The organism is Methanobrevibacter thaueri (assembly GCF_003111625.1).
Lineage (GTDB): Archaea > Methanobacteriota > Methanobacteria > Methanobacteriales > Methanobacteriaceae > Methanocatella > Methanocatella thaueri.
Genome location: NZ_MZGS01000027.1, coordinates 105,921 through 123,828, shown reverse-complemented (window position 1 = coordinate 123,828; position 17,908 = coordinate 105,921). Strand labels below are relative to the sequence as shown.

Sequence of the window (17,908 nt, the reverse complement as noted above, 5' to 3'; positions counted from 1 at the left end):
AAAACCATAAAAAACACAACCAAAAAGTTAATTAACTCTAATAATAGATTGTACTTCCTAGTATATAAAATTAAAGGATAATAAAATAAGAAAAAAAATTTAAACACAAAAATTATGAGTCAGCCTCAAAAAAAGAAAAAAATAAAGTAGTTATTAAACTACTTATTGTGGTTTACTAATTAAGTCTGTTTTACAACCTGGGTTTCCTTCTTTCATGTGAGGGGTTCTTAAAACAGTATCATTAGCTTTTTCGATTTCTCTTGCTTCTTGTGCTAATTTAGCAGCGCATGCAGCAATTTCGTGAGCAGCAGCTACTAATGGGATGAAGTTTTCGAAACCTTTGGTCATGAAACAACCTTTCATGTCTAAGTTTGCAACGGATCCAGCCATTTCGTATGCAGCAATAGCTTTTGCTTTTGCGTATGGGTTTGCGAATCCACCAGCTTCTGCAGCTTTTTCAGCAGTGATTATGAGTTTAGGTAATTCGATTGCTTCACCTGCGTCAGCTTGAGCGATTACAGCGTCAATGGTTTTTTGGACTAATCTTAATGCTCCGGTTTCAGCTAATACTTTTAAGATGTCGGAGTTGAAGATAGCCATTTCAGTTGGGTCTAACCATTCTCTTTTTGCACCGATCATTGGGTCGGACATAACGATGATGTAACCGAGACCTTGTTCGTCCATTTCATCTTTCTTACCTTTACCAGGTGCGTCACCAATGATAATAGCAGGAACATCTTTTTCAGATAATAATTCTCTTGCTTTAGCTGGTCCAGGTGCTCCTGGGTTTGGGCTAATGAAGATTGCGAAGTCAGGTTCGAAAGCGTCTATTTTAGGTACAACGTCTTCTACTTGTTCTGGGTTCATTTTTGCTCCAGATCCAAATGTTCTTACATCGATATTTGGTCTGTCTGCTCTTTCGTCTAACAATAGGTCAATTACTGGTGAAGTACCAATATTACCACTTTTAATAATAGCAATTTTAACTACCATAATTAATCTCCTTATTTGATATATAGAATTTTAATTAGAAAACTATTTAAATTTTATTATTTGATAATTTTAATCCATAATTAATATTTTACTAGTATATTGTTCAATCAACTAAAATTTTCATTAAAAATTATCAAACTGGTTAAATTATCCTAAAATCATTGGTAGAAAAATAAATTTTTAAGGTAAATTTTTTGAAGTAAAATAGATTAAAATTATAGAAATTACACACTAAAATGTAAAAATTTCTGAAAAATAGAATTGAGTGGTTCCGACGAGACTCGAACTCGTGATCCCCTCCTTGTAAGGGAGGTATCATACCACTAGACCACGGAACCAACAAATATTATTATGAATTTACTAATATATAAAAGTTTCTATTTTTGAAAATTCTACTAAGAAAATTTTATTAAATAATAACAATATATTATAAAATATAAAATAATGACGTGATAAAATGGCGTGGGATGACAAAGAAACTAAAGTTTGGTTAGACGGTAAATTCGTAGAATGGAAAGATGCAAATATCTCATTACTTTCACATGTAGTTCACTATGGAACAAGTGTCTTCGAAGGTATCAGAGCATACTCAAATGAAAATGGAGTAGCAGTATACCGTTTAGAAGAGCATGTACAAAGATTATTTGACTCAGCAAAAATTTACAAGATGGACATTCCATTTACCCAAGAGGAAATCGCTGAAGCAATCCTCGAAACCCTCCGTGTCAACGACTTAGGCGGATGTTACATACGCCCAATCGTATTCAGAGGATATGGGGAACTTGGTGTAAACCCATTAGGATGCCCTGTAAACGTAGCAATCGCAGCATGGGAATGGGGATCATACCTTGGTGAAGAAGGAATGGCAAACGGTGTGGACATCGGAGTGTCCTCATGGAGAAAACCAGCACCTGACACTTTCCCAACACTTGCAAAATGTGGAGCAAACTACATGAACTCACAACTCGCAAAGCTCGAAGCACTTGACAACGGTTTCGATGAAGCCATCATGTTAGATTATGAAGGACACGTATCAGAAGGAAGTGGGGAAAACATATTCCTCGTTGAAGGAGACAAGTTATACACTCCTGCAATGTCATCATCAAACCTCAAGGGAATCACAAGGGATTCCGTAATGACCATTGCACGTGACCTTGGCTATGAAGTAATCGAAGAGACAATTTCAAGGGAAAGACTATACATCGCAGATGAAGTATTCTTCACAGGAACCGCTGCAGAAGTAACTCCAATCCGTTCTATTGACCACAGAACAATCGGAATCGGTAGAAGAGGACCGGTTTCAGAAAAACTACAAACTGCATTCTTTGATATTGTGGAAGCAAAAGTTGAAGACAAATACGGTTGGTTAACTTACATCTAAGCGAGGTAGCGCATGGATATAATTCAAGGAATTATTATTGGTATCGTTCAGGGACTGACTGAATTCTTACCGGTAAGTAGTTCAGCTCACTTAGTGTTCATTCAAAATATTTTGGGTGTTGAAAGCTCACTTGCTTTTGACACATTTCTTCATTTAGGAACATTAATAGCAGTATTATGGTTCTTTAGGTATGATATCTATAAGATGCTCAAGTCATGGTGGCTGAGCCTTGGCGATATCCTTCAAGGAAGATTCACAGAAGGTTTCGGGGAGGACCCTTATAAGAGACTTGCATGGTATGTGATTATTGCCACAATCCCAGTGGGAATTGTCGGAGTCCTGTTTGAGGATTCAGTTGACGCATTGTTTGCAGGCGCATTGTATGTTCCGGCATTTTTCCTTTTCGTAACAGGAACAATTCTCTACCTGTCCCAAAGGATGACCAGCGGAAACATCAACTATGACAACATTACCAAGAAAGAGGCATTGTTCATGGGTCTGGGTCAGGCATGTGCTATTCTGCCTGGGCTTTCACGTTCCGGTACAACAATTGCGGCAGGGCTTACAATCGGCCTTGACAAGGAATTTGCGGCAAAATTCAGTTTCATCCTATCCATTCCTGCAATCTTCGGAGCGTTCGTCTTGCAGCTTAAGGATATCGGATCTGCCATGGATGCCAATTTCCTGCCAGTGTTTTTAGGATTTATTGCAGCAATCATTTCAGGTTATCTGGCCATCAAATGGATGCTCGATTTAATTCAAAATAAGAGTTTGGATATATTTTCCTATTACTGCTGGGCGGTTGGTATTATAGTGTTTATGGGCTCAATAGCTCATATCTTCTAAAATTAAAAAAATTATAGAGATTGAAATAATCTCTATTTACATACTTTTTCTATTCTTTTTCTCAATCTTTCAACGGAGCTTCCTAAAGCTAGTGCGGTATACATTGCTCCTCCGGCTCCGGCGCCCTCTTTAACAAATCCTTTCAGATAGTTTTTCAGTCCTTCGTGTTCGGATTCCTCAAATCTAGGGTCAACAACATTGACGGTAATGTTGTCGTCGATTTGCTCGAGAATTCCGAAGAGGTCTGCAGTTTCATCTGATGCCACAAACACTGTTGTGGCGAGATTGATTCTTGAAAAGTCAAATGTCGGATGTATGGATTTGATTACAGCACAGGTTGCTGCCATCTGTGTTCCGCCAGCCAAAATAATCGGAATATCGGAACCTAACACCAAACCTGCGATTGCAGCGATGGTAGGATCTCCCACTGCTCCAATGGCTTGCATCGCATCAGCTTCACCAGGAGTAATTCCAGCATTTTTAAGTCCTTCGTTAACTGTCTTTGATTTCAAGTCGTGAGGGTTGTGTGGCATGCTTCCGCTGACCTTTTCATTGGCTTCATAGCCTAATGCCTTTAGGACTCCAAGTGCGGTTGTGGTTCCGGCGGCTATACTTTCACCGATGATAAGCATTTCATGTCTTTGTGATAACTCGTCACCTAAGTCTTTGGCGTTTTCGAATATTTCCAATGGATTTAAAACACCTTTGCCTGTCCTTATGTCCCTTCCGTACTCTTTTCCTAAGTTCACATATTCAAGGTCAGGCTTGATTTTAGAACCGGCATCAACGATTACAAATGGGATGTTTGAAACTTGAAGAGCAGCTTTTGTAAGTCTTGCAGGTGTCGGTGCGGCTGCGTCTCCAACAACGGTTTCCGCAGGAGCTTCACAGCATCTTACCTCTCCCAATACCATGAATTCGGCATCACTTGCAGGGGTGTATTCTGTCAAGTCTGCAGAGGGTCCTGCTCCGGAAATTCCTTCAATCAATGAAGTTTCTGTTGTTCCTATTGTAAGCAGGAATACAGCGTCATCTTCAACTTCCTGTAATTTTTCTGTCAGTTCTGTTGAACCGTAGGTTTTAATTCCATCAATCATTATTTTCACCTTGTTTTTTCAATAAGTCTATAATTATCTTGTTTTGATTAATAATCTTTTTATTCTGGAGCATGATTTTCTTTAACATCTCTATTTCCGGCAATTCATTGTCAGTTAGAAATGTTTGTCCATCTCTAGCTCTTGGAGGGATTCTTATTTGGTCTTTTGGAGGTAGTGATGTCTTTTCATCGCTTCTTGGAGGGATCACTCCTCTTGAAGCACTGTCCTCATTTGAAATGAAGTCAACATATCTGTGTGTCACCTTGTTTTTTCCTCTCTCATCGAGCAGTTCCATCAGCCTGTCATCGACTTCCTTCACACCATGAAGCTCTTCCTGTTCCACTTCATGCAATAATCGTTTTTGAATGTTATATGCATTGTATATTGGTATGCCTCTTGTTTCACATTCGTTTTTGAACATATCGCTGATGTTAATGTCTCCGGTTAGTTTTTTAACCCTTTTCTGTTCTGGAGTATTAGCACTATAAAATCCCATACTTTCACTTATGTACTTTAAATTTAAAAAATATTTTTATATTTCAATATTATAAATACTAATTAATTAAATTTTTCAGTTGATAATCTTGATAAGTTTGGGAATTGAAGGAACCGCAGAGAAAACCGGTGTAGGCATTGTCGACAGCGACGGAAATATATTAGCCATGGCTGGAAAGCAGCTATTTCCGGAAGAGGGAGGCATTCATCCTCGTTTGGCTGCAGAGCATCATGCCGAATGGATTCCGAAACTTATACCTCAGGCCATTGAAGAGTCAGGATTGTCATATGATGACATTGACCTGATTTCATTTTCACAGGGTCCGGGTTTGGGTCCCGCACTCAGAATCGTTGCCACTTCAGCAAGATCACTGGCATTATCTCTTAAAAAACCAATCATTGGCGTAAACCATTGCATTGGTCATGTTGAGGTTGGAAAGCTTGATACAGGTGCGGTTAATCCAGTATCACTTTACGTAAGTGGTGGAAACAGTCAGGTAATCGCCTATGAAAGTGGAAGATATCGTATTTTCGGTGAAACCCTGGACATTGCCGTTGGAAACTGCCTTGACCATTTCGGCCGTGAGACCGGTTTGGGCCATCCTGGTGGGCCTGTAATTGAAAGGCTTGCAAAAAAAGGATCTTATGTTGATCTGCCTTATGTTGTCAAGGGAATGGATTTCTCGTTTTCAGGACTGCTCTCAGCAGCCATAAGGGAAGTGCAAAAGGGAACTCCGATGGAGGATGTCTGTTTTTCACTTCAGGAAACAGCATTTGCAATGCTCGTTGAGGTCACCGAGCGTGCGCTTTCCCACACACAAAAGGATGAGGTGATGCTTTGCGGAGGGGTTTCTGCCAATTCCAGATTGCGTGAAATGCTCAGGACAATGTCAGAAGAGCACGGCGCCAAGTTCTACATGCCTGAAATGAAGCTATGCGGAGACAACGGTGTCATGATTGCATGGCTGGGTCTTCTGATGTGCAAAGAGTTCGGTCCGATGGATCTAAATGACACCCGAATCATCCAGAAGTTCAGAACCGATGAGGTTGACATTCCATGGATCGACAATTCAAAGTCCTATCTGAAGTTGCCCGACGAGCTGATTGCAAAGGGTGCCGAGTCCAACATTGTCAAATCAGATTATCTGGGTGAAAAGGCTGTTGTCAAGGATAGGATTCCTAAAGGTTACAGAATTCCTGAAATAGATGATAAAATCAGAAGGGCAAGAACTAAAGAGGAAGCCAAACTATTGTCCGATGCCAAAAGGGCAGGTGTTAGGACTCCTGTACTTTATGATGTTGATTTGCATGACAAAACAATCACCATGGAGGAGATTGGCGGAGTGATGCTGAAAGAGGTAATTGATGATGACCTGGCATTTGAGTTGGGCCGCGAGATTTCTAAGCTGCATTCGGCGGACATCATTCACGGCGACATTACCACATCAAACATAATGCTCAGCGAAGGGGATTTGGTTTTCATAGATTTTGGTCTTGGAAGATATTCACAGCTTAGGGAAGATAAGGCTGTCGATTTGCTGGTTTTAAAGAAGTCACTGCAGAGTATCGATTACAATTTGGCTTTGAGATATTTTGATTTGATTTTAAAAGGCTATGGTGATGAGTCCATAATCAATGCAATAAATGACATAGAATCACGTGGAAGATATACTCATTAATGAGTTATTATTTTTAATGTTTCACATCTATATTATAGAATAGTTTATAAGTTTGTTCAACATAATAGATATCATAGTAAATTAACGGTGAAGAGTTTATGAAATCGAAATTATTTGTTGTGTTTATGTTTTTATTGGTTTCATTCTCAATTAGTTGTGTCGTTGCGACTGATTTAAATAATGATACGCAAGACATTATTCAAATGGCTGATGACAATGACAGTTTGGCTAGCCCTCCGGCATCAATAAATGAACTCAAGGATCAGATTTCAGATGCTGAAGAGGATTCAGTCATAAATTTAACGAACGACTATGTTACAACAAGCAGTTGTTCTATAGAGATTAGTAATAGTTTAACGATTGATGGGCAGGGACACACCATTGACTGCAGTGGAAATAATCAATGCTTGTTTGTTTCGCATAGTGGGGAAATCACATTAAAGAATTTAATCATTAAGAACTGTAAGAATACCAATAGTAAAACTGGAGGAGCAATATTTATTAAAACTCCTTCTCAATGGACAATCATTAACTGTACTTTCGAAAATAACGCTGCTGAAAATTATGGTGGGGCAATCTATAATGATAATTTAGAGGGAACCCTCACCGTCACAGATTCCACCTTTAAAAACAACAAGGCCAATTCCGAAAGCGGTGGAGCAATATTTTCTAAAGGGGAAGTTGTTATAGAAGATTGTTATTTTGAAGAAAACAGCGCTTATGTAGATGCGGGAGCTGTTTTTTGTCAAAAAGGTGCTGAAATAACTGGCACAGAATTTATCGACAACAAGGCATGGGGTGCAAAAGTTTACAAATGTTTTGGCGGTGCAGTATGCGCTAAGGAAGATTTAACTGTAGAGGGATGCAGTTTCTCAAATAATGTCGCCGAAAATTATGGTGGAGCGATTTATGCCACTAAGGATCTAATTGTCATCGGTTCCAATTTCACCGGAAACTCCGCCAAGGAAGGAGGTGCCATTTATGGAAACGGTCCTCATATATATATTGATGATTCCAACTTTACCGAAAATTCCGCAAAATCCAGTAGGGGTGGAGCGATTTATGCCGATAAATGGTTGCATGTAGGAAATTCCAGTTTTGAAAGCAATACCGCTAAGGGTAAAGGCGGTGCTATTTACACTGATTTTATCAAATTTGACAAGGTAAACAAGTTTATAAAAAATTCCGCAGACGGTCATGGCGGTGCTATTTACACCTCTACAGTTTCAAAAACTATAGGAAACTTGGTATTTGATGGAAATCATGCAAACAGTGATTTTGGAGGCGCAATCTACATTAACAACAATTGTGGAAACATATATCTCTATAATTCAGTTTTTACAAATAATTATGCAATTGCAGGTGATGGAGGCGCCATCTACAGTGACAGTGATTCCACAAGTTTAAATTTACGTAACTGTACATTTAATGGCAATTATGCAACTCAGGGGGTTGCTAAGAGATATGGTGGAGCAATTTGTTGTAAAGGATCTGTTTATGTAAATAGTTCCACTTTTAAGGATAATTGGGCTCAAAATAAGGGTGGAGCAATATACGCTTATAAAACATTCTCTAGTCAGGATAATTCATATTTCATAAATAATAGGGTTTATGTCGATGGTGGTGGAGCGGTTCACACTGATAGATTGGGCAGTGTCGAAAACACAACATTCGAATCCTGCTTCGCCCAGGGTGACGGTGGAGCCATTTACGTTGACTCATCAGGAACGGTTGATATTCTAAATTCCTACTTTAAGAATAATCATGCTAAATCTCGTGGTGGAGCGATTTACACAGATTCCTCCGCCTCCTATATGAAGGTATACAATAATGCTTTTGTGGACAATCGTGCAGATAATCAGGGAAGTGATATCTTCTCCAGCGGCCATTATAATAAATTGGAAAAAAATTGGTGGGGTACAAACAGTCCTTCATTTTCCTCTCCAAGAGTAATGGAATATAAGATCTTTGGAAGCAACAAAAAACATTCTGATAGTAATCCTACCGTAGTTTCTTTATCAGGCGCAAACGAAGGTATCAATTACTTGCCTATTCATTTTAAAATAATTTTCACAAATGATGTTCTGGGTCATTTGGCTGAAGACATCAGATTCTCCAGCGATAAACGTGGAAATTTCAGCATTACTGCAGTAAAAAGCAAGTCTTTTGAATTTGACTATACTCCTAATGGATCCGGTTCCCATAAGATTACCGTAAGGGTCAATTCTCAAGTTTTAACCCACACTATCAACGTTAAAAAAACCAGTGTCTATGGGGAGGATTTAGTCATGGTTTATGGAAGCGATAGTCTTTATTCAGCTGTATTTTTAGACTCTGAAGACAATTGTTTGCCTAACCAAACACCTGTCATCTTTAATGTCGACGGAATTAACCACACTGAGGGAATTCATGAAGACGGCAGGGCATATTTGCATCTCAATTTGGATATAGGCACTCATACTGTTGTGGCATATAATACAGCTACAGGCGAAACATTTAAAAATCAGATAACCGTACTTCCACAAACCAAAATTGCAACTTTCAACATTAACGACACTTATGTGACCAGATTCGCCATTGGAGAGGATGAATATGCCGACACAGGCATTGCCACTTTCACAATTAATGGAATGAATTACACATGCAATGTCACCGAATACGGTTGGGCTTTCTTCAAACTTAATGTTGCACCGGGAAATTATGTTGTCACTGTCAATTATCGCAATATCACAGTTAAGGACAACATTACAGTGCTCAATAAATATTCAAAGGTAGTCAATTATCTAAACGGTACCGGATTCGGTTCGTTAATGCCAATATATAACAATGAATCCTTTATTAATCTAGGAAATATTACATATAGTGTCATTGGTGAAAACACCTATCGTTATGTATACCCTTCCCTTGAATCATTTATATTATATAACGTGACAGTTTCCACCAGCAGCGAACTTACAGAGGTCTTGAGGAAAATGTCAAAAAGTGATTATCATGTTGATGTGACTGTTATAAACCTTAATAAGGGCACCTATAAAATCACTGAGAACTTCTGGAAGGACAGGGAATGGTATTATCTTATCCATCTGTCTCATGGTAGGCTGTTCATAAACGGTAATGGAGCTACAATTGAAGACGGGTATAAGCATAACTTTATTTATGGCAATCCTAATACTGCAATTTCAATTAATAATCTTACTTTAAAGAAATTTATTCGCTGTTTTGTAAACAATGGGGAATTATACTGTGCCAATTCAACATTCATAGAAAATGATCCTAGATATTTTGATACTGTAACTCCTGGTGGGGTGGTTTATAATTTAAACAAGGCAACATTTGACCGTTGTACTTTTTCCAATAATAGGAATTCAGAACCTTTCGTAGGCTGGCAAAGTGAAACCGGAACACAGGGTGGCGTTTTATATGGCGAAACCAATTCATTTACCAGTTTTATAGCCTGCAAATTCTTGTCTGAGCACGATAACATTTATGCATCCAATAAAAGTGCTGTCATTTTCTATGATGAAAACGATGATACTTTCGATTTCCAGATTAGACACAGTTTCTTTAGCGAATATTCATCTGTTTGTTCAAGGAATATCAATAGTTTAAATTCCAATGAATCCACTTTCCTGGTTTATTCCGATGCAAGATCTCTTCTCAATGTCCACAATGACATTAAGGCATTTGCCGATACATCATCAGGATATGTCATTGATTTGGAAAATAAGACATATGCCGTTAATGTAAATGATTTTGAAGAAATGATTAAGCAACGCAAGGAATGGCGTACAAAAATGCTTGATCCTAAAATATATTACATTGCACAGAATGACAAGGCGCTGTTGGACATGGACACCAGAGCCATTCTTGTAAACGGTCATGGTGCAACAATTCAGTTGAATGACAATGCTCAGAATAATGACTATCATTTTGCATATGTTCCTAAACACAGCAGTTTAACTTTAGTAAATTTGACTTTGAAAGGTTTCAACAGCGCTATTTTAAATTTTGGTACTGTTTATATTGTTAACTGCTCATTTGTAGACAATATATATCATACAGTTTTAGATTATGATTATGGTGGAGCTATACAGAATTATGGTGGAATATATTGTCGCAATTCATCATTTATTGGAAATAAGGCTTCAAAAGGATCAGCAATTTATAGTGAGGGCACTTCTGCACAGGTCGTGTTGATTGAATGTACTTTTGAAAACAATAAACTTGTATCTCTAAAATCAAAGTTTGCCCCTGATAAGGGCATTTTACATTTATCTCAAAATTCAATTGCAAAACTGGTTGACTGTACTGGAATTGCCGAATATTATATTGAGAGTGAAGATGAGGGATTGGCTTTATTTAGGGAAAGTTCAGAGGCTGCCGTCTATAATGTCGTTATTGATAGTGTCAGTTCCTTAATGAACCTTGCAAATTTAGTTAGCGACAATGATGAATATGATATTATAAACGTTAGATTTGTAAAGGGCAATTATTCAGTTTTCCCAGATTCCAAACTTTTATTTGAAATGGACTATGGTAAGTTGATTATTAACGGTTCAGGTTCTCGCATATTTGTTGAAAATCCAAAAAACAATGATGAGACCAGATTTTTAACCACAACAATCCGTTCATATGTTATAATAAATGATTTGATAATTGAAGGTTTCAATATTCCAATTCAAAATTCAGGGTATCTGTCAATATCCAATACCCATTTCAATAATAATAAGGTTGACTATACTGTTAAAGATGATTATGGTGGAGCCATTGTTAATGAGGGCACTTTGAAAATTTTCCATTCGTATTTCAATGGCAATTATGCTAAATATGGTGGTGCAATTTACAATAGAGGCAATCTCATGGTTTTAAATTCCACTTTTAGCAAGAATACAGGATATAACAGCAAGAGTGAAGTTGATATCTACACTCATGAAGGAAATATGGAAATCATTTCTATGGGAAGTAAAAATCCTAAGACCATCGAACACTTCCCTATGACACAAATACAGGAAGACATACTTCAATCAGCCATTTATGTCACAACTGCAATTGCTGTGTCAGGGGCAAGTTATACAATATCTACCAACGAGCTTAACCATTTGATTGCTACTGCTGTTGGTGGGGCCATTGGTGGAGCTTTCGGTGCTGTTCATGGTGCAATTTATTCTAATAGTCATCAGGACTACAGTACCTTCTGGACTAAAGTATTTGAGGGTGTTTCAAATGGTATGGAATTCGTTGACCTTGGTGAATATATCGATGACCCATCTTTTGACGATAAAATTGACGTATTTACCAGAGATGGATGGATAAATATTGTAAATAACCTTTTTGATGAATTTACTTCCAGAGTATGGGAATTGCTTTCAGACGCAATCGATGATGAGTTTCTTGCCGGTCCTCCGGATGAGGAAATTAACATAATTTATGTTCCAAAGATACTGTAGGGGTTTTTATGAAGTTTAAAGAAGTTTTTAAGTTGCTTATACTATTATGCTTTGTTGTTTCAATTGCAGGCGTGTCTGCTGTTGACTGCAATGATACGGGCATTGATGATTCTGATTTGTGCTCACAGAACATGATCGATGATACATCAAGTTCAAATATAGACGATTTTAAATTAAAGGATGATAAAGGCAATTTCTCTAATCTTGTAAGTGAAATAGGAAATGCCCGCCCCGGAGACGTAATCAGTTTGGATAATGACTATTATGTGGAAAATGAAACCTCTGGAATTATAATTAATTGCGATAATGTGACCATTGACGGTAGGGGATTCACATTTTATGGCGGTGAAGGTATCAAGGACTTCAGTTTGATTACTGTACATGGGTCCAATGTTGTTCTTCGAGATATTGTGTTCAATTCCTTCAGGTGTGGCGAATCTGGCCATTTGATTGATTGGTATGGAACTCAAGGAAATGTGTCCTCCTGCAGCTTTTACAATAATTTTGCGAATTATGGGGGAGTCATTGACTGGTCAGGTTCATCCGGGCATGTTGAATATTGTGAATTTTTGGATAATTTTGCATTCAACGATGGAGGAGCCATATATGCCATTGGTAACGGATTCAACCTATATATGACATATTTCGATAATAATTCTGCTGAGGTAGGCGGTGCCGTCTATGTGAATGGAAAAAACTATAGAATTGATTATTGTCAATTTATAAATAATTCTGCCAGCAACGGTGGAGCGGTTCATGGCTCTGAAATGGAAGGTATGATTGTTAATTGTTATTTTTACAATAATACTGCTGATATTGGTGGTGCTATTGAATGTATAAGTGACAATAGCCAAATACTGAACAGCACATTTGAAGATAACAATGCCAGTGAAGGTGGTGCCATATACCTTGAAGGTTCAGATGCCATCATATCCAACAATACATTCGTCAATAATGGCGCCAATTTAGGAGGAGCAATTGAAATCTCAAACAATAGGAATTCCACAATCAACGCTTCACGCTTTTATGACAATCATGCTGAAATCGGAGGTGCAATTTGCAGTGATGACGAAAATTGCATTTTAGATTGTCTTTTTGACGGCAACACTGCAAGTTTTGGTGGTGCTATCTATTCAGAAGTAGTAAGTATTGAAGATTCCATTTTTACAAATAATGAAGCTGATTCATACGGAGGAGCCGTATTTATTGGTGAAGTGGGAGAAATTTTCAAATCTGTGTTTAATAATAATTCTGCTGAAATTGCAGGTGCAATATTTTTCGAAGATTTTTTAAACATATCTGATTCTGAATTTGGGGACAATGTTGGAAAATTGTTTTCCTCAAATAATGTTATTTCAGATAGGGGAGTAATCATTTTAAACAATATAACTTCCGATAGCCCGATTTTTTTAAAATCAGTCGAAATTAACTTTGCAGGCATTGAAAACAATGTTTATGGCAGTATGCTGTCTATCAGTTTCAATGTAACAAATCAATCCGGCATATACGCAAACCCTAATGCTACAGTATTGCTTAAGATTAATGGAAATGTTTACTACGCCAATGCAAGCGACGGTAATGCGGTTTTCAAAATTTCCAATTTGGATGCGGGCGAATATAAATATGTTGCGGTTTATAAATGCCCTGATTTTGTCGAATATGAGTTATATGGCAATTTCACTGTTAATCCTTTAAAAGCAAGCATAACCGCCAAGACCGCCAGTTTTGTTATAAATTATGGCGGTAAATATAGCATCACTCTAAAGGATGAAAAAGGCAATTTTGTCCCGTCCCAAACAGTCACTTTCGTTTTGAATGGTAAAACTATAGGTTCTGCTAAAACCAATTCTAAGGGTGTTGCAACCATAAAACTAACTTCAATAGCTTTAAAAACTGCAAAAGCAGGTTCTAAAAAACTTGTTATTAAAGTCAAAGGCAAAAACTGTAAAGTTAGCGATAAGACGGTTAATGTAAAGATCAACAAGGAAAAAGTGAAAATCATTTCCAAAAAGAAATCCTTCAAAAGATCTCAAAAAACCAAAAAGTATGTTGTGACCTTGAAGAACACTAAAGGCAAAGCAATTAAAAAGGCTAAAGTCACTTTAAAAGTCAAAGGTAAAAAATACAAGGCCAAAACCAATTCAAAAGGTAAGGCCACATTTAAAGTAAAGAAATTGACTAAAAAAGGCAAATACAAAGCCACCATTAAATTTTCAGGCAACAAATACTATAAAAAGGCAAGCAAAAAGGTTAAAATCACTGTTAAAAAGTAGATATTAAGTTATCTACTCTTTTTTTAATTTTCATCGCGTTGATGTCGAATCGCATTGAAGATTTAAGCGCGATTTTTTTAAGATAAATTTATAAAAAAATGAATTCATAATTAAAAATATGATAACATTTATAACTGGTAACGAACATAAAGTTAAAGAAGCAGAGAATATTTTCAAGGATTATGACATTAAACTTGAGCATATTGATTTAGGTTACGAAGAGCCTCAGGGAACTCTTGAGGAAGTGGCCATATCAGGCGCAAAATATGCGAGTCGTAAACTTGGAAAACCTGTGATTGTTGAAGATGCTGGTTTATTCATTAAAGCTTTAAATGGATTTCCGGGAACATATTCACATTATGTTCAAGATACTATTGGAAATCAAGGAATTTTAAAGTTATTAACCGATGCTGATGACCGTTATGCCGAATTCAGGTCAGTTATTGGGTACTGTGCCCCCAATTCTGAGCCCAAGATCTTTTTAGGCAAGGTCAAAGGAGAAATCGCAGTTGAAGAAAGAGGGGATTTAGGATTCGCTTTTGATCCATTGTTTTATGTGCCTAGTTTAGGTAAGACATTCGGAGAACTTACAACTGATGAAAAAAACCAATTTTCACATAGAAAAAATTCTTTAGAACAGTTTATCAAATGGTATTCTACTAAAGAGTAAAAATAATTGGGCTTATTTAAGATTTAAAAAATTTAAAGAGGTTTATATTATGGCAAGACCAGAATGGGTAACTTATAGTGACGAAGAAATTGAAGAAATGATTTTAAAATTTAACAAAGAAGGTAAAAGTACCTCCGAAATTGGTATCATCTTAAGAGACCAATACGGAATTCCATCAGTTAAAGATGTGACTGGTGAAAGAATTACCCAAATTTTAAAAAGAAACGGTCAAGCTGGTGAATACCCAGAAGATTTAATGAACTTAATCAGAAGAGCAGTTAACATCAGAGACCACTTAGAAGAAAACCCTAAAGATTTACACTCTAAAAGAGGGTTAACAATCATCGAAGCTAGAATCAGAAGATTAGCATCTTACTACGTAAGTGAAGGTGCATTACCAGAAGGTTGGAGATATAATCCAAGAGAAGCAGCACTCCTTGTTAAATAGGGCTAGCGAAGCCACAAATATGCTTAAGGAGCATATTGAAAAGGATAGTGTTATCAGATTAATTTCTCATAACGACGCTGATGGAATTTCAGCGGCAGCAGTTATAGCTAATGCTCTAAAAGAGGAAGACGTTCAGTTCCACACAACAATAATTCCACGTCTCAAGGAAGATATGGTAAATCAGCTTCGAAGTGAAAAGTATGATTTGTTTATCTTCTCAGACATGGGAAGTCCGTTCATAAAGGAATTCAACACCTACAAGCATGATGTTATAGTTGCTGACCACCACCAGGTCAATGACACAGAAGCTGAGAGTAATGTGGTTCACATTAACCCTCACCTTTTCGGCATTGACGGAAGTAAGGATTTGTGTGGTGCAGGTTCAGCTTACCTGGCTGTTCGTGACTTGGACAAGAAACACTTGGCTCACTTTGCACTCATTGGTGCATTTGGGGATATGCAAGGTCAAGGCGGGTTCACTGGAGTTAACAGTACCATACTTGGCGATGCAATGGAAAGTGGAGTTGTTGAAATTCACGAAGGCTTAAAAATAGTTTCCAAGGCATCAGAACCTATTTTCAAATCCCTTGCTTACACTTTTTCACCACCATTGCCTGGAATCAGTGGAGATTTAGAGGGCGCACAGGAATTTCTGGAAAAGAGAGGCCTGTCCTACGGAATAAAGTTCACAGACCTTGAGGATGAGGAGAAGGATCTCTTGAAGGATGCGCTCATAGAAATAAACCCTGACATTTTCGGGGACTGCTATACAGTTCCTAAGGAAGTTCCGCTATTGCGCGACTTGGAAGAATATTCATACATTCTTGATGCGTGCGGCAAGAACAAGAAACAGGGTTTGGGTTTAAGCATCGCCCTTGGAGAAAAGGATCAGGCATTGGACGCTGCCTTAAGGCTGCAACGCCAATACCGTGACCAAATCGTCAGAGGACTTGAATGGATTAAACGTGAAGGTGCACAGCAATTGAATGCCATCCAATACCTGTACTCAGAAGACAAGGTATTGAAATCCGTGATGGGAACCATTGCAAGCATCGGACTGTCAGTCGAATTGCTGGACAATTCAAAACCTGTCATCGGTCTTTCACGTCTTCACAGAGACATCAAGATTTCAGGAAGAACCACCCGTGAGATGGTTGACCGTGGAGTGAACCTGGGCAAGGCCCTGCAGGACTCCTCAAACAACTTCAACGGTACTGGTGGAGGTCACGACATTGCTGCGGGCGCAATGATTCCATATGAGGCTAAAGACAACTTCTTACATTTAGTGGACGAAATGGTTGAATACCAATTAAATAATGATTAATATGTTTTTGACAAAAAAAGAACAGGAAATGTGTGATGGGGAATACGGGGAAACCATAAGAAAAAGTATGGACATCCTTGTCGCCTTGGGTGACATTTACGGAGCTTCCAAACTGGTTGACATTACCTCAGCACAAGTATCTGGTGTTTCTTATAAGACAATTGGAGATGCTGGTTTAGAATATCTTGAAGATTTGGCTCAAGACGACTCTGGAAAAGCGACAATCAACGCTTCACTAAATCCTCCGGGAACCGACTTGGACAATTGGGAGGAATTGGGATTTCCTGAGTATTTTGCAATCAAGCAAAACAAGATTGTGGACGCATATGCAAATCTTGGAATTGCAAAAACCTGTACTTGCACTCCTTATTTGGTTGGTAATGTTCCAAGATTCAGGGATCATGTTTCATGGTCCGAATCATCTGCTGTTGCTTATGTCAATTCCGTAATTGGAGCTCGTACCAATCGTGAAGGAGGTCCTGCGGCACTTGCAGCGGCCATTGTTGGTAAAACTCCTTTATATGGATTCCATCTGGAGCAAAACAGAAAGGCTAATCTTGTTGTTAATGTGTCTACCGAGTTAAAAGGCGCTGATTTCGGTGCTTTGGGTTACATTATCGGTAAAGCTGTCGGCAGTGGCGTACCATACTTCAAGCTACAGAACACTCCAAACAACAACGATTTAAAGACACTTGGTGCAGCGCTTGCATCCTCAGGTTCAGTGGCTCTCTATCATGTTGAGAACGTAACCCCTGAATTTGACATTGCCGGTGAGGCGGATGTTGAAGACTTGATGTTCATTGGCGAGAAGGAAATCAATGAAACCCGTCAAAAATTAACAACCACCGACAAGACACCTGATTTGATTTGTCTCGGATGTCCTCATGCATCACTTGAGGAAATTAAGCAAGTGGCAACTATCGTTCAAGGAAAAACCATTAAAAATAAATTATGGATTTGCACATCAGTCAGCGTCAAGGCAACAGCTGACAGAATGGGCTACACCCAGATAATCGAAAGCGCAGGCGGAAACGTTGTATGTGACACATGTATGGTTGTGGCTCCTATTGAAGAGATGGGCTTTGAAGTCATCGGTGTGAATTCAGCAAAGGCAGCAAACTATGTTCCGTCAATGTGCGGACTTGATGTTGTCTACAACGATGTAGAAAATCTTATTCAATTCGAATAGTTTTTCTATTATTTCTTTTTTTCAAAAATTAAACTTTAAATTTAATGAAAACTATATTATATTTAG

The 17,908-nt window shown here is 38.0% G+C and carries 12 protein-coding genes and 1 tRNA gene; 9 read left to right on the top strand and 4 right to left on the bottom strand.

Annotated features, from left to right (window positions below):
* Window positions 1–162 precede the first annotated feature (162 nt).
* On the bottom strand, window positions 163–993 hold the full coding sequence (locus MBBTH_RS08900; protein WP_116592693.1) for a F420-dependent methylenetetrahydromethanopterin dehydrogenase: 831 nt from the start codon (window positions 991–993) through the stop codon (window positions 163–165).
* 266 nt (window positions 994–1,259) lie between these two features.
* Window positions 1,260–1,331: transfer RNA gene (locus MBBTH_RS08895), tRNA-Val, on the bottom strand.
* A gap of 119 nt (window positions 1,332–1,450) precedes the next feature.
* Here MBBTH_RS08895 and ilvE point away from each other — a divergent pair.
* Window positions 1,451–2,374: a branched-chain-amino-acid transaminase gene (gene ilvE / locus MBBTH_RS08890; protein ID WP_116592692.1), complete on the top strand. Its 924-nt coding sequence runs from the start codon at window positions 1,451–1,453 to the stop codon at window positions 2,372–2,374.
* 12 nt (window positions 2,375–2,386) lie between these two features.
* On the top strand, window positions 2,387–3,220 hold the full coding sequence (locus MBBTH_RS08885; protein WP_116592691.1) for an undecaprenyl-diphosphate phosphatase: 834 nt from the start codon (window positions 2,387–2,389) through the stop codon (window positions 3,218–3,220).
* Window positions 3,221–3,252: 32 nt separating this feature from the next.
* On the opposite strand, the gene cobT is transcribed toward MBBTH_RS08885, so the two are convergent.
* Together cobT and MBBTH_RS08875 are read right to left on the bottom strand one after the other, a co-directional pair.
* Window positions 3,253–4,317, bottom strand: a complete 1,065-nt coding sequence (gene cobT, locus MBBTH_RS08880; protein WP_116592690.1) for a nicotinate mononucleotide-dependent phosphoribosyltransferase CobT — start codon at window positions 4,315–4,317, stop codon at window positions 3,253–3,255.
* Window positions 4,310–4,813 (bottom strand): hypothetical protein, encoded by a 504-nt coding sequence (locus tag MBBTH_RS08875; RefSeq protein ID WP_116592689.1) that lies wholly within the window; start codon window positions 4,811–4,813, stop codon window positions 4,310–4,312. The genes cobT and MBBTH_RS08875 overlap by 8 nt, the downstream gene beginning before the upstream one ends.
* A 79-nt stretch (window positions 4,814–4,892) precedes the next feature.
* On the opposite strand from MBBTH_RS08875, the gene MBBTH_RS08870 reads away from it, so the two are divergent.
* The 7 genes from MBBTH_RS08870 (at window position 4,893) to MBBTH_RS08840 (ending at window position 17,842) form a co-directional block, all read left to right on the top strand.
* Entirely contained in the window at window positions 4,893–6,491 is a 1,599-nt protein-coding gene (locus MBBTH_RS08870; protein WP_116592688.1) for a bifunctional N(6)-L-threonylcarbamoyladenine synthase/serine/threonine protein kinase, read from the top strand.
* Between the two features lie 125 nt (window positions 6,492–6,616).
* Complete coding sequence (locus MBBTH_RS08865) at window positions 6,617–11,938, top strand: right-handed parallel beta-helix repeat-containing protein (protein WP_165814055.1); 5,322 nt, start codon at window positions 6,617–6,619, stop codon at window positions 11,936–11,938.
* An 8-nt stretch (window positions 11,939–11,946) separates the two neighbouring features.
* Window positions 11,947–14,211, top strand: coding sequence for an Ig-like domain-containing protein (locus MBBTH_RS08860; RefSeq protein ID WP_116592686.1), 2,265 nt, complete (start codon window positions 11,947–11,949; stop codon window positions 14,209–14,211).
* 118 nt (window positions 14,212–14,329) lie between these two features.
* Complete coding sequence (locus tag MBBTH_RS08855) at window positions 14,330–14,881, top strand: XTP/dITP diphosphatase (RefSeq protein ID WP_116592685.1); 552 nt, start codon at window positions 14,330–14,332, stop codon at window positions 14,879–14,881.
* Between the two features lie 49 nt (window positions 14,882–14,930).
* Complete coding sequence (locus MBBTH_RS08850) at window positions 14,931–15,329, top strand: 30S ribosomal protein S15 (RefSeq protein ID WP_116592684.1); 399 nt, start codon at window positions 14,931–14,933, stop codon at window positions 15,327–15,329.
* Window positions 15,319–16,653: a single-stranded-DNA-specific exonuclease RecJ gene (locus MBBTH_RS08845; RefSeq protein ID WP_116592683.1), complete on the top strand. Its 1,335-nt coding sequence runs from the start codon at window positions 15,319–15,321 to the stop codon at window positions 16,651–16,653. The genes MBBTH_RS08850 and MBBTH_RS08845 overlap by 11 nt, the downstream gene beginning before the upstream one ends.
* Window position 16,654: 1 nt before the next feature.
* The gene (locus MBBTH_RS08840; protein WP_279305949.1) at window positions 16,655–17,842 is read left to right on the top strand and encodes an aconitase X catalytic domain-containing protein; all 1,188 of its coding nucleotides are present in this window, start codon (window positions 16,655–16,657) and stop codon (window positions 17,840–17,842) included.
* The last annotated feature ends 66 nt before the right edge of the window (window positions 17,843–17,908 follow it).

Coding starts and splice junctions, on each gene's coding strand:
- MBBTH_RS08900 (WP_116592693.1), bottom strand. CDS start 993: ATGGTAGTTAAAATTGCTATTATTAAAAGTGGTAATATTGGTACTTCA.
- ilvE (WP_116592692.1), top strand. CDS start 1,451: ATGGCGTGGGATGACAAAGAAACTAAAGTTTGGTTAGACGGTAAATTC.
- MBBTH_RS08885 (WP_116592691.1), top strand. CDS start 2,387: ATGGATATAATTCAAGGAATTATTATTGGTATCGTTCAGGGACTGACT.
- cobT (WP_116592690.1), bottom strand. CDS start 4,317: ATGATTGATGGAATTAAAACCTACGGTTCAACAGAACTGACAGAAAAA.
- MBBTH_RS08875 (WP_116592689.1), bottom strand. CDS start 4,813: ATGGGATTTTATAGTGCTAATACTCCAGAACAGAAAAGGGTTAAAAAA.
- MBBTH_RS08865 (WP_165814055.1), top strand. CDS start 6,617: ATGTTTTTATTGGTTTCATTCTCAATTAGTTGTGTCGTTGCGACTGAT.
- MBBTH_RS08860 (WP_116592686.1), top strand. CDS start 11,947: ATGAAGTTTAAAGAAGTTTTTAAGTTGCTTATACTATTATGCTTTGTT.
- MBBTH_RS08855 (WP_116592685.1), top strand. CDS start 14,330: ATGATAACATTTATAACTGGTAACGAACATAAAGTTAAAGAAGCAGAG.
- MBBTH_RS08850 (WP_116592684.1), top strand. CDS start 14,931: ATGGCAAGACCAGAATGGGTAACTTATAGTGACGAAGAAATTGAAGAA.
- MBBTH_RS08840 (WP_279305949.1), top strand. CDS start 16,655: ATGTTTTTGACAAAAAAAGAACAGGAAATGTGTGATGGGGAATACGGG.